This is a genomic window from Pedobacter sp. UBA5917 (assembly GCF_002432345.1).
Classification (GTDB): Bacteria; Bacteroidota; Bacteroidia; order Sphingobacteriales; family Sphingobacteriaceae; genus Pedobacter.
On the sequence record NZ_DJDT01000220.1, the window covers coordinates 1 to 14592 of the forward strand.

A 14592-nucleotide genomic window follows, 5' to 3' on the forward strand; every position below is an offset into this window, starting at 1 on the left:
TCGTGTCCCCACGAACCACTTGTAATACTTTAACAAGAAGTGCCGTCATCTCGACTGAAACGTAGTGGAATGGAGAGATCTATCTCGATAGATTTAGCTTCGCTGAGCACTTCGTGGTTCTCGGCTCCATTGCATTTCGCTCGAAATGACGTGTTTTATTTCATAATCTCCCTCGGGCTCTTTCCAAACTGTTTTTTAAACTCCCTGCTGAAGTATTTTGGATCGCTAAAACCAACCTGATAGGCCACTTCATAAATGGTAAACCTGTTCAGTTTAAACAATTCCATGGCTTTTTTTAAGCGGATCGATTTTACAAAATCATTTACCGAAAGGTTGGTGAGCTGTCTGATTTTTTTGTAGAGCACCGGTTTGCTCATCCCGATCATCGAAGCCAGTTCCGATACGCCGAAATCTTCATCAGCGATATGCTGATCGATGTAACCCAGCAGTTTCTGCATAAAAGCCTCGTCGATAGCATTAATGGTAAGGTCTTTAGCAGGCAGGTGGATATGTTTCAAAAACTTTTGTCGCATTACCTGTCGCGATATGAGTAAATTGCGTACGTTCAGCAACAGCAGTTCCGGACTAAAAGGTTTTGTGATATAGGCATCGGCACCGGTTTCTAAACCGCTCACCTGGTGGATGTGCGATGAACGGGCCGTAAGGATAATCACCGGAATATGGCTCGTCCGCTCATCCTGTTTAAGTCGACGGCAAAGTTCAATACCGTCCATTACCGGCATCATAATATCGCAGATAATCAGATCTGGCAATGTTTCTACAGCCGTTTCCCAGCCCAGTAAACCATTTTCACTTTCGGCAACCTGGTAATTACTGCCTACCAAAGAAGTGATCAGTGATCTGATTTCGCTATTATCTTCCACCACCAAAATGGTTTCGGTAGTAGGATCCGTTTCTTTTTCGCGACTTAAAACCGCAATTGCTTTTTCTTCCTGTTGCGTATAGAGATCGGGATGAGCTTCGTAATCTTTTACACCATCAAAAAGTGCTGTTTTAAAATGAGATTTACCTTTTTTTAACTTCACCGTGAATTTAGTAAACCCACGTGTTCCATTTTCGGCCGGACTACTTTCTACCGAAATATTTCCCTGGTGTTCTTCAACAATCGCTTTGGATAATGCAAGGCCGATGCCTGAACCGATCTGGCTCTGTTGTTCATCTACCTGAAAATAATCGCTGAACAAACCTTTCAGGCTTTCTGCCGGAATCCCTACGCCGTTATCCGAAATGCTGATGATTACTTCCTCATTCGATTCGAGAACCGAAACTGAAATCTGGCCGCCTTTATCACAGAATTTAAAAGCATTGGATAACAGGTTGAATAATACCTTTTCGAGCTGTCGCTTATCAAAAAACAGGTAAATGTTTTCCTGTTCATGAGTAAAATCATATTTAATATCATTGGTTTGCGCTAAGTGGGAAAAGGAGATGAAGATTTCGTTGATAAATCCGATAATATCATCTTCTGTAACATGAAGCGTAAGATGCCCGGTTTCGGCTTTTCTAAAGTCCATCAGTTCCGTAATCAAACGCATTAACCTGTTTGCGTTGTTTTTTATCGGGATGAGCTGTCTGTTGAGTTCGATATCTGTCTGATACGCTTTGGAAAGGTTTTCGAGCGGACCGAGGATCAGGGTAAGTGGTGTTCTGATTTCGTGGGCCACATAAGTGAAGAAATTCAGTTTCATTTTCTGGATATCTTCGGTCCGTTTTAACAGTGCACGTACAAAAAGATAACGCACAATGAGGAACAATAAGCCCGAAAAGAAAGCAAGGTAAATAAGATAGGCCCACCAGGTTGCCCAAAAGGGTGGGAGTACGGTAATTTTTATGAAAGCAGCTTTACTGCCCGGGTTTCCGTCGTTATTATTTGCTGTAACCACAAAAGTATAATTGCCCGAAGGCAGATCGGCATAACTTGCACTTGGGATATCGGTTTTTGTCCAGTTTTTACTATGGCCATTTAGGATATAACTGTAGCTGTTTTTTTCAGGTTTAATGTAGTTCAGCAGGGCAAAATCGAGGCTGAAATTATTCTCGTAGTGTTTAAAGGTAATCTGTTTGGTATTTTTAATGTTTTCCTTTAATATACCATCGGTACCGTTTACCACAACAGGCTGATTGAATAGTTTGAGCTCCGTAAAGATAACCGGAGCTATGTTTTTATTGATATCGATCTGTTTTGGGTAAAAAGCTGTTAAACCATCATATCCACCAAAAAACAGTTGGCCACGACTATCTTTTAAAAACGACCTGATGTTGAAATCGTTTCCTGCAAGTCCGTCGCTTTTCGTATAGTTGATGAATTTTCCTTTCGCGGTGAGGAATTTGGATAAACCTTTATTGGTGCTGATCCATAAATTCCGTTCATCATCTTCTATTATGCCAAATACATTGTTGTTGGGCAGACCATCTTTTTCACTGTAATTTTTGAATTTCCTTGTTTTATTGTCGAAAATGTTCAGGCCACCTAATGCTGTACCCACACAGATATTGCCGTTCTGTAACTGCACAATACAATTGATATCGGATGTTAAACCTGCCGTATTGGCTTTCTTCTGGTAGTAGGGGGCAATTCTTTTTGATGCTGGATTGTAAACATATAATCCGGCCTTGGTTCCGATCCATATATTTTTGGCATTATCCTCAAAAATCACCTGGATATATTTGTCCTTTAAGCTTTTCTCCAGTATACTTTTAACCGTTGCGTTGGCGTATACACCGTTGGTTTTGGTTAAAGTTGATAATCCATCCCTTGAGCCTACCCAAACCGTTCCGTTGCTATCTTCCATTATGGCAATTACTTCGGAACCGCCCGGCGTGTTTTTTACATCCTTTACATTGGTTATTTTCCTGAAGTTTTGCGTGGTTGGATTGAATACATATAGGCCACCGCGGTGCGTACCCACCAATAACTGCCCGTTTTTATCAAGGTATAAGGTTTTGATCAGGTTCGAGTTCAGTCCATGGCCGTTATTTGGTTCCGATTTGTAATAGGTAAAAGTGTTTTTACTGCGGTTTACATAATTTAAGCCACCTCCTTCAGTACCGATCCAGAGGTTATGATAATGATCTTCGGCCATGGCACTCACAATATTGCTGCTCAAACCGGGCTGCTTTTTCGAATTCCGGTATACCGTAAATGGGGTAGATGACGGATAAACCACATTAACACCTTTATAATAGGTACCCACATACATCGAACCATTTAAATCCTGGAAAATACTGTGGATGGAGTTTTGGCTTAAACCACTGGTCTGTTCCGGATCGTAACGGTAATTGCTGAATTTACGTGTGTTGGGGTCGAGGATGCTCAACCCTTCCTGCGTGCCGATCCAGATATTGCCGGTTTTATCACAGGTGAGTTTTCTGATGTCGTTATTTACCAGCGCGTTTATATCGGTGGCACTCGTTTGGTAACGGGTAAAGGTTTTATGTTTATAATCGAATAGGTTTAAGCCATTATAAGTACCCAGCCAGAGCCGTTTTTGCTTATCGATTACCATACTTTTTACCGCGTTGGAACTGATGCTGTTCGGATCATTGGCCCTGTGCCTGAAAATTTCGAAACGGTATTTGCCTTTTTCCGGATAAATGCGCACCAAACCGTTAAAGGTACCTGCCCAAAGGTTGTTCTGGTCGTCTCTAATTACCGAAAGGATGTAATTGATACCTGTTTTACGATTCCTATCGAAGAGAAATTTTTTGAATATCTGTTTTTCGGCATCAATTACCAGGTTTATGCCATTATAGGTGCCGATCCAGATATTTTTTTTGGAATCTTCGTACACACATTCTACCGAATCGCAGCTGAAAGATTTTGCCGAACTTTTTCTGCTGATGCGGAAGAAACGGTCGTTTTTTTCATTGTAAATGTTCAGCCCATTTTCGGTGCCCACCCATAAACGTCCTTTGCTGTCGTTCAATAGTGCAGTAACCACATTATCCGAAATACTGTTGTGGTTATCCGAGCTGTTGCTGTAAATTTTAAAACGGTAGCCATCATAGCGGTTCAGTCCGTGCCGCGTACCCATCCACATTAACTGGTTTTTATCCTGTGCAATGGCCATCACCGAGTTTTGCGACAGTCCGTTTTCCATTGTAAGGTGGTTAAATACAACCGGTTTTTGGGCGTGTAGGGATGTGCATATCAAAAGCAGCAGGCAGAATGCTATTGCGCTAAAACGCAGCTTCATCATTTCGGTTAGTTTTATTTGGGGATTGTTGTATTTCACTCTAAATATAGTGCGAATTGATCAAAATATGGCAGAATTGACGTTTTTCTACCCTTTCATTTACAATTTTCGACCTTTTTGAGTGATTAATATGTCAGTTTTGGATTAACCAAATTGAGCTAACTATTCCACAATAACCAGTGGCACAGAAACTAATCAATTCAATACTGACCAAACCAGATAATATGAAGAAAAGCTAACCACAAAAAATTACAGTCTGCTCTGGACTTTAAACAGACTAATCAAATCAACCAACCAAAAAGATAACCAAACAATGAAATTTAACCCTAACCAACGGGGCATCATGCCGCTATGCATATACCCGCTTTCCCGTTTACCATTTGCAGGAATCGAATTAAAACTTCTGATCCTTAAAGCATAAATCCAACCCATTATACCAATAAATTAAGTGTGAGCAGCTGCTTGCAAATAATGCGCCATGCAAAAATAATGCTGGCTGTTACGATGCCGGATAAATAAAACCTACGCTAAGCGTTAAGGGTAATTTTTTCTGCATCACTAAAATTATAAACAAAATAAATTATTTTAAATGAACGGAACTTATACTTCGATTATAAAATGGACGACGCTGTTTGGAGTGCTGTTATTGTTGGCAAACGGTGCTGATGTTTTGGCATTCACCAACCATGATAACGCTTTAAAAAGCAGGGAATTTCAGGTGCCAACATCGGAAAGAAAAAATAATAAACGAACCCCCAACGATTCATTGTCGAAATTGAGGGATTCTTTGAGAACCAAACTCCGGAATTCTGTAGCGGTAACTTTGCCCGGTAATGATGTTCCGGTTCTATTCGGAACACAAAAAAATGTAAAAAGGATTCAATCTTCGGCTACCGTAAGTGGGGAAGAGCTGAAGAGTTTTCCTACCCCACAGGTTGGCTTAATGCTGTACGGCAAACTGCCTGGTTTGTACGTGGTACAAAATAATTTCCAGTTGGGATCCGACGAGCCGGCCATATCATTAAGGGGAAGAACGCCATTGGTAGTGATTGATGGTGTACCACGCTCGTACCTAAGCATCGACCCCGAACAGATTGAAAGCATTTCAGTAATAAAAGATGCACTCGGAACTGCATTGTATGGCATGAAAGCCGCTGATGGCATGTTGCTTATCACCACAAAACGCGGTGCCAATATGCCTAAGCAAATTACCTTTACCAGCCAGTACGGCATTCAGCAGCAAATTGAGCGGCCTAAATTTCTGGATGCATTTAATTATGCCACCTTATTTAACGAGGCCCTGGCAAACGACGGGCGGCAACCCATTTATACAGCAGCCGATTTGGATAAGTATAAAAATGGTACAAGTCCGTTTACGCATCCCAATGTAAACTGGACTGATGAAATTTTAAAGGCTACGGCACCCGTAAGCAGGCAAAACCTGAATTTAAGAGGTGGAACCGACAAGGTAAGGTATTTTGTAGACCTCGACTACCTGAGCCAGAGCGGTTTTTTAGTTACCGATCCTTCCATCAATACCTATGAAACGAACAATAGTTTCAAACGTTATTCTTTCAGGAGCAATATCGATGTTGATTTAACAAAAAGTACAACGCTCAGTGTAAGCTTGTTCGGAAGAATAAGAAACAGCAACCAGCCCGGATCAACCGTAGCCAGTATTTACGGTGCTTTATTAACCACTCCTAATAATGCCTATCCGAAATTTAACGAAAATGGTTCGCTGGGAGGTAACACCGAGTTTCAGAATAACCTGTATGGGATGTCGGTAAAATCGGGATACAGGCCATCGGTAAATAGGAATTTAGGGGCAGATATATCGTTAATGCAAAAGCTCGATACCTTTTTGCCCGGTTTGTATGCCAGTGGTGCAGTATCTTTCAATTCGTACTATAACGAGAACATCAACAGGAGTAAATCTTTTGCCGTGTATTCGCCGGTAGTAAACCCTGTTACAAACCAAACCAGTTATAAAACAATAGGTGGCGATGGTACACAATCTAATAGTTCTTCGCCCACAGATTTAAACCAGCAGATATTTTCTCGTTTCGATCTGGGTTATGATAAAACAATAGATAAAAATACTTTTAAAGCCCAGTTGCTGTTTATCCGCGACAGTTATGTGCTGGGTGGCGCTTTATCGCAGGTTAATCAATCGCTTGGTGGAAGGTTTAATTACGATTACGACAATAAGTATTTGCTTGAACTGGCCACTTCGTATATGGGCTACGATCGCTATAAACCCGGTAGCCAGTGGGGCTTTTTCCCATCAGTTGGTTTGGGCTGGAACATTGCCAACGAAAGTTTCTTTGCTAATTTAAAAAATACCATTAATTCGTTAAAACTGAGGACTTCTTATGGTTTAACCGCCACAAATGCCGCCGCAGGTTATTTCCAATACCTGCAGAATTTTGATAACGGCGATACATTTTACAGCAGAAATCCGCTAACCACTTCTGGTACAAAAGACGAAGGGACGCTGGCTAATCCAAATATTACCTGGGAAAAGGCAAGAAAATTTAATATCGGCATCGATGCTTCAATTTTAAAGGATAAAATATGGCTTACCGCCGATTATTACAGGAACAGTTATTATGATCTGCTACAAACCAGAAGAACAAATGCAAGTGCTGTAATCGGAGCTGTTTTACCGCCTGAGAATATGGGTAAAAACCAGTACTCGGGAGTTGAGCTGGCACTTGGATACCAGAATCAGATCAACAACTTTAAGTATTTTATTTCTGCAAATGGTTCGTGGAGCGCAAGCAAAGTGGTTTTTAACGATGAACCTTTCAGAAAAAATGCTTACGAATACAGAACAGGACAACCTGTAGGGCAAACTTTTGGTTATGTGGCTGATGGTTTTTACAACAGTACTGCAGAAATTAACAACGGACCAAAGGTTGACGGTTACCTTCCGGTACCGGGCGACATAAGATATAAGGATTTAAACAACGACGGTATCATTAATACTTATGATATGACCGCAATTGGCAGTACCAAACCTGTTTTCTTTTACGGGGTAACCGGAGGGATCAATTATAAAGGATTAGACTTTTCATTTACCTTAAATGGTACAGCAAACAGAAATGTGTATTTCAACTTTATCAATTTTGCATCAACCGGTGCAGCTGGCGGTTATGGACAAGCCTTAGAAAGCAGTTTGTTAAGGTGGACACCCGCTACCGCTATAGCGGCAAAATACCCACGTTTAAGTGTTGGTAATAACCCAAATAACAGCCAGGTTTCTTCTTTCTGGGTTAAAAACGGCAGTTATTTAAGATTAAGAAATGTAGAAATAGGTTATAGCTTACCTGCCAGCCTCATCAAGTTAGTTGGCTTTACCAATATCAGGGTGTTTGCCAATGGCCTTAACCTGTTAACCGCTACAACTTTAGATGGGGTAGATCCGGAAGTGCTGATTGGAAATGTACCCAACCAGCGGATATTCAATTTTGGCGTTAACCTTCAGTTTTAAATCTTGATTATGAATAATTATAAAATATACTTCGCTATAATCTGTCTGTTATTTGCATTTGGTTGTTCCAAAAAATTTGAGGCAGAACCCTTAGACCGCATCACTGGCGACTTAATTTTCGACCCGCAGGATAAGAATGCCGATTATGCGAAACAATTTTTAAACGGAACCTATTTGTTGTTGCCCGATTGGTACAACAGGATTGATGGCAGCTTTTTAGATGCAGGAACGGATGATGCCGTTCCCTCAAGAATAGGCACCCAGGCCGAATTTTACCGTACAGGCCGAATATCATCTACAACCCTTCCAGATGATGTTTGGAGCAAAAATTACCTGGGCATCAGAAGAGCCAATCTCTTTTTAAGCAAAGTAGATATAGTACCTACAACTGCCCTTTTAAAAACCCAGTTTAAAGCTGAAGCAAGATTTTTGAGGGCCTATTTTTACTTCGAACTTGTTAAGCGCTGGGGTGGTGTGCCTTTAATTGGTGATAAAGTATTTACCCTCAATGATGATATCAATGTACCGCGGAATACACTCGACGAATGTTATGCTTATATCGTTGCTGAGTTAGATGCCATCAAAAGCTCGTTGCTGCCTTATGCCATTAGTGATGGAGACTGGGGCAGGGCGAACATCGGAGCTGCAATGGCCCTAAAATCGCGGGTATTGTTGTATGCGGCCAGCCCCCTGAACAATCCCACAAATAATATCCAGAAATGGACGCTCGCCGCACAGGCAGCAGCAGATGTGAAAGCATTGGGTTATAGCCTGGTAACCGATTGGATTGCCAATTTTAACGCCACCAAAAACACCGAATTTATTTTTATTAAGCAGAATGCCTTAAATACAAATATCGAAATCAACAATGGTCCGATCGGATATTTACAGGGAGTTGGCTTAACCAGCCCATCGCAAAACCTCGTCGATGCATTTTTAATGCTTGATGGAAAAGCGATTTCCGATCCAGGATCCACTTACGACCCAAATAACCCATACCTAAACCGTGATCCCAGGTTAACAGCTACCATTATGCACAATGGCAAAAACTGGCTCGGAAGGCCTGTTGAAATATTTGATGGTGGCCAGGATAAGCCGGGAGGGAACCGGACACAAACCAGAACCGGGTATTACCTGAGAAAATTTATGGGCAAATTCGAAACCTCTACCGCTTACAGCAATCAGGCCCATCACGTTATCCTGTTGAGGTATGCCGAAATTTTATTAAACCATGCCGAAGCGCTGAACGAATCGGGCGGGGCAGTTACCGATATCGTTAACAATCTGGTTCTGATCAGGAAAAGGGCAGGGATTCTTCCAGGCTCCAATAATCTATACGGCTTATCGCTCACACTTGGCAAAGATGAATTGCGTAGAATCATTCAGAACGAGCGCCGTATCGAACTGGCTTTTGAAGAGCACAGAACCTGGGATCTGAGACGGTGGAAACTCGCCGAAACTGAATTGAACAGGCCGGTTAGGGGTGTGCAGATTACTAAAAACGGAACGGCCTTCTCTTATACTTATTTCAATGCTGCAAATGCTGTTTTCGATGCAAAAATGTATTGGTACCCCATACCACAGGCCGAAATATTAGCCAATAATAAAATGGTTCAAAACCCGGGATGGTCTAACTGATAAAGGGGATAAATATAAAATATTGAAATCATACCGGTTTTCAGATCACAGGCGTGAAACGAAAATCAGGATGGCTTCGTGCCGATAAAAAGAAACTATATACAGATGAAAAAAATACTGAATATAATATTGCTTGTGCTAATAACTAATTTAGTTTACGCCCAAACCAAAGTTGTTCGGGGTGTTGTGGCCGATGATAAGGGCACAACACTCATAGCAACAACAGTTGCCGAACAGGAAAACCCAAAGAACATTGTGATCACAAATACCAGTGGCGCTTTTAGCATAAAAGTTGACGCAAACAGTACCAGGCTGATTATAAGTTCTGTAGGTTATGTTACAAAAGTGGTAACCATTACCAGCCAGCCTTTAAACATTGTTTTAAAAGAAGATAATTCAAATTTGAATGAGGTGGTGGTAGTGGGTTTTACACCGCAAAAAAAGATCACCAATGCCGGCGCAACCAGCACCGTTTCGGGTAAAGAATTAAGACAGAGCCCTGCTGCAAGCTTTCAGAATGCACTGGCAGGAAGGTTACCCGGTTTGTTCCAGCAACAAACCAGTGGCCAGCCCGGTGCCGATGCCGCTAATATTTACATCCGTGGGGTTAGTACCTATACCGGTGCATCCAACAGGCCCCTGGTAATTGTAGATGATGTAGAATACCCCTACGAACAGTTAAGTCAGTTAAATTCCAATGAGATTGAAACGGTTTCCATTTTAAAAGATGCTTCTTCAACAGCTATATATGGTATAAAGGGCGCAAATGGTGTAATTGCCATAACCACGCGCAGAGGTACTATTTCTGCCCCGAAAATTACATTCAGAAGCGATTTTGGCCTGCAAACCCCAACCATAAGAAGAAAACCGCTCGATTCTTACAATGCCTTACTCTTGTTAAAAGAGCAGGAGGTAAATGAAGGCAGAGACCCCAATCTAACCTATCCTGGGCTGGTTACCGATGAAGCGTTAAACCATTTTAAGTTGGGCGACGATCCGTACAGGTACCCTAGCGTGAAATGGTATGATGAGGTAATGCGTAAAAATGCATTGCAGCAAAGCAACAATATCGACATTACCGGAGGTACGCAGAATTTAAAATATTTCGTGGCACTTGGCAATGTTAACCAGGACGGTATTTTAAAGAATATACAAAAAGATGAAAATTTTAACAGTAATTATTATTTAAAAAGATACAACATCAGATCAAACGTTGATTTAAATGTAACCAAAACCCTGACGCTAAAACTGGATCTTTCGGCAAGGTTTAACGAAATTAACCAGCCCAACCTGCCTGATGTACTCGCCGGTGGCGCCATTTCTATTTGGAGAAGGTTAAGCAGCGGACTTTTAAATCCATGGAATTACCCGGTAAAAAACGAAGACGGGAGTTATGGGGGCAGAAAATCTGCAACGTTAAATCCGGTTGGTATTTTACAATATGCCGGTTACAACAGAAATTACAGCAATAATCTTAACTTAAATTTAAAGGCTAACCAAAATTTAGATTTTTTAACCAAAGGGCTTGCTGCAAGGGTAATTTTAGCTTACACCAATAACGTAGAGTTTAACCGGTCGTTAACCAGGGGGCGTTTTCCTACTTATGCTTACCTGCCGGGATCGGATGTTTTAGATCCTGTTTTTCCTGAATTAAGCAGACTGGAGCCGCTTACAGCAACTACCACTTTTGATGCCAATACATCTAACTATCCACTTCGGAAGATTAATGTGCAGGGTATCTTAGATTACAACCGCCAGCTTGGAAACCACAATTTATACGGTCTTATCGTATACAACCAGTTGGCAGATATTTCGGGTGCCAATATTCCTGCAAATTTTAGGGGATATTCGGCAAGGCTGGGATACAATTACAAATCGAAATACATATTCGAACTGAATGGTGCCTATAATGGTACCGATAGGTTTAAAGCAAGTAAACGGAATGGCTTATTTCCGGCAGTAAGTGCTGGCTGGAACATTAGCGAAGAACCCTTCTTTAAAAAAGCTGTTCCTTTTATCAATTATATGAAATTCAGGGCCTCATTGGGTACCGTTGGTTCTGATGATTTTCCGAATACTTACCGTTATATCTACGAAGAAATTTATAATGCCCCTGCAACAGCGGCAAATTCTTACTGGTTTGGCGATAATAACACGCTACAGTACGGTATTACCCCGGGTGCCCTCGCAAATGAAGATGTAAGGTGGGAGCAGGAACGTAAGCTGGATATTGGTACAGACATTAAATTGCTGAACAGTAAACTAGGGATAACCTTCGATTATTTTAACCATAAAAGGTACGATATTTTAACAGTTAGGGAAACCGTTCCTAATTTTTCGGGTATTACTTTGCCTCCGGTAAATTTGGGTATCGTAAATAATAAAGGTTTTGAGCTCGACCTCTCATACCAGAATAAACTGAGCGAAAACCTCTCTTATTTCGTTAAAGGAAACATTTCCATCTACAAAAATAAAATAATTTACCGCGATGAACCCTATAATCAGGGTAATCCCTTGCTGATGCGTACCGGCAGGCCTATTGGACAGATTTATGGGTATACCAGCATCGGCTTCTACAATGATGCAGACGATATTGCCAATAGCCCAATATCGGTTGGCAGGGCGGTTAAACCCGGCGATTTGAAGTATGCCGATATCAACAATGACGGAAAGATTGATCAGGGCGATATCGGCCCGATCGGTAACCCTAATATTCCTCAGATCAACTACGGCTTTTCGTTAGGTACAAGCTACAAAGGTTTCGATGTTTCGGTACTTTTTCAGGGTGCTGCAAAAGGAAGTTTAAGTGCATCTACCATGTTCCAGATCGGGAATGTTAACGGTACTCCTTCCGAAATACACTTAAAAAGATGGACACCAGAAACCAGGGAAACTGCAGAGTTACCACGCTTAGGTGGTGCCAATTTCGACCAGTCTACCTTTTGGTTACGCCCAACCGATTATATCCGCCTTAAAAACGTAGAACTGGGTTATAATTTTAGCAACAAACTGGTCAACAAAATCGGATTATCAAACGCCCGCGTTTATGCAAATGCCGCAAATCTGATTACCTGGTTTAACCTGAAAATTTATGACGTAGATCCCGAGTCTATAAATTCTACAGGAACGGTAGAAGCTTATTCATCCTATCCTCAGCAAAAAATTGTAAACCTTGGTTTACAGGTAACATTCTAATATATAAACAGATGAAAAATATAAATTATTTAAAAACTTTAACATTGGTTGGTTTATTAGCAATAGGTGCTGTTGCCTGCAAAAAAACTGATAGCAATAGTTTTTTGGATAAAACTGATGTTGGGCAGCTTAACGAAGCTACAGTATTTGCAGATAGTTTGTTAACATTCAGGTTTTTAACAGGTATTTATACCGGTTTAGCCGGAACATACTACCTGGACAATGGCTTAACAGGAGGTGGTTTGTGGTCGTACAGCGACGCATCAGACGATTCGGATATTGTATGGAGCGGTGCTACGGCACAGATAGCGCCTGCCTTTAATTCTGCAACGTTTCAAAGTCAGGCCGATTTTAGTCGGTTTAAAAATCACTGGAACAATTGTTACAATAACATCAGGCGGGTAAATGTTTTTTTGGCAAATGTAGACAGGTCTCCGATTTCTGCCGCCAGAAGAGCAAGTTTAAAATTAGAAGCCAGGTTTTTGAGGGCCTATTATTACTGGCATTTGTTGCGTAATTACAGTGGCGTACCGGTTATTGGCGATAAAGTTTACGCCATAACCGACGATTTTGGCTTAGCCAGATCAACATTTGCCGAAACGGTAAATTATATTGTTAGCGAGCTGGATGCCTGTGCAGCTTTGCCTGTAACCACAAAAATTGAAGATTTCGGACGGCCTACAAAAGGTGCTGCGTTGGGCTTAAAGTCAAAAGTTTTACTTCTTGCTGCCAGTCCGCTTTTTAACGGGCAAAATCCCGGTACAGGTGCCAATAAAAACCTGGCGGGTTACGATAATTTAGATAACAACAGATGGAAACTGGCCGCTGATGCTGCAAAAGCGGTAATGGATATGGGCATTTATAGTTTGGTAAAAGATAATACAACCGCCCCTGGTTATGGATATTATCAGATGATGATTACCAGAAATACCCCTGAGCATATTTTTCAGGTAATGAAATCTACAAACAGGTGGTACGAAGGTTTTTTGCTTCCGGTTTCACGCGGTGGGCAGGCTTACTCTTATCCAACCCAGGAACTGGTAGATACCTATCCGATGAAAAATGGAAAAAATATTAAAGAAGCCGGCTCTGGTTATGTAGAAGCAGATATGTATAAAGACAGGGATCCCCGTTTTTACTATTCTATATTGTACGATGGCAGCTTGTGGTTAAACAATACCACTAACACCAAAACGGTAGTTAACCTGTACGCCAATGCTCCGGGCGATGGTTTAGGTACTTCGGGTTCTACTAAGACTGGTTATTTATACCGCAAATTTTGTCACGAAGGGGCCGGTGGCAATTTTGGAATATCCAATAACATTGGTTTGGTGGCCATCAGGTATGCCGAAATATTACTCAATTACGCAGAAGCACTTAACGAATTTAGCGGGCCTAGTACAGAAGTGTATCAGGCTGTTGAACAAATCAGAGACAGGGCCGGTTTAGTGCCATTTCAATTGCCTTCGCAGCTAACCAAAGAGCAAATGAGAGAAGTAATTCGTAACGAAAGAAGGGTAGAGTTAACCTACGAAGAAGCGATTAGATTTTTTGATATCAAAAGGTGGAAACTGGCAGAAACTTTAATAAATGGTCCGGCCAATGGCATGCGTTGGACACGTAGCGGATCTACCGTTACCGGAGCCCGTTTTTCTTTCGAAACCAGGAGATTTACCAATCCACAAATGTATTATTTCCCTATTCCGCAATCAGAAATTAACAAAAGTGCAGTGCTGATTCAGAACCCGGGATGGTAATGGAATTTTGAATGGGGAGACTATTCAGGCGTCATCTCAACCGAAGCGGAGAGATCTGTCTGATTTGATTCCTTCCTCACTCAAGGGTTAATGTGTTTTGACCATTAAGAAGTTAAGAAAATTAAGATTTAGGCGATTGATATTAACAACGCGGCTATGAACCATCAACCATTAAACGGATAGAAAGGGAACAACTGCTCCAACGATTAACCCCCTGAGCGTAGTCGAAGGGTAAACAATTAACCAATAAGCCATTAACCAATGAACTAATGACCAGTGAACCAATGAA

Annotated in this window: 5 protein-coding genes; 4 read left to right on the top strand and 1 reads right to left on the bottom strand. The window is 41.4% G+C overall.

Annotation, left to right across the window (positions count from 1 at the left end):
- Positions 1-155 precede the first annotated feature (155 nt).
- Entirely contained in the window at positions 156-4220 is a 4065-nt protein-coding gene (locus tag B2V92_RS14715; protein WP_293309415.1) for a hybrid sensor histidine kinase/response regulator transcription factor, read from the bottom strand.
- A gap of 586 nt (positions 4221-4806) precedes the next feature.
- Here B2V92_RS14715 and B2V92_RS14720 point away from each other — a divergent pair.
- The 4 genes from B2V92_RS14720 (at position 4807) to B2V92_RS14735 (ending at position 14303) form a co-directional block, all read left to right on the top strand.
- On the top strand, positions 4807-7713 hold the full coding sequence (locus tag B2V92_RS14720) for a SusC/RagA family TonB-linked outer membrane protein (protein ID WP_293309417.1): 2907 nt from the start codon (positions 4807-4809) through the stop codon (positions 7711-7713).
- Between the two features lie 9 nt (positions 7714-7722).
- Entirely contained in the window at positions 7723-9351 is a 1629-nt protein-coding gene (locus B2V92_RS14725; protein WP_293309419.1) for a RagB/SusD family nutrient uptake outer membrane protein, read from the top strand.
- A 105-nt stretch (positions 9352-9456) separates the two neighbouring features.
- Positions 9457-12546, top strand: coding sequence for a SusC/RagA family TonB-linked outer membrane protein (locus B2V92_RS14730; protein ID WP_293309421.1), 3090 nt, complete (start codon positions 9457-9459; stop codon positions 12544-12546).
- 11 nt (positions 12547-12557) lie between these two features.
- On the top strand, positions 12558-14303 hold the full coding sequence (locus tag B2V92_RS14735; protein WP_293309423.1) for a RagB/SusD family nutrient uptake outer membrane protein: 1746 nt from the start codon (positions 12558-12560) through the stop codon (positions 14301-14303).
- The last annotated feature ends 289 nt before the right edge of the window (positions 14304-14592 follow it).

What these genes read in the sequence shown, in the direction of transcription:
- B2V92_RS14715 (WP_293309415.1), bottom strand. Translation starts at nt 4,220, where the DNA reads ATGATGAAGCTGCGTTTTAGCGCAATAGCATTCTGCCTGCTGCTTTTG.
- B2V92_RS14720 (WP_293309417.1), top strand. Translation starts at nt 4,807, where the DNA reads ATGAACGGAACTTATACTTCGATTATAAAATGGACGACGCTGTTTGGA.
- B2V92_RS14725 (WP_293309419.1), top strand. Translation starts at nt 7,723, where the DNA reads ATGAATAATTATAAAATATACTTCGCTATAATCTGTCTGTTATTTGCA.
- B2V92_RS14730 (WP_293309421.1), top strand. Translation starts at nt 9,457, where the DNA reads ATGAAAAAAATACTGAATATAATATTGCTTGTGCTAATAACTAATTTA.
- B2V92_RS14735 (WP_293309423.1), top strand. Translation starts at nt 12,558, where the DNA reads ATGAAAAATATAAATTATTTAAAAACTTTAACATTGGTTGGTTTATTA.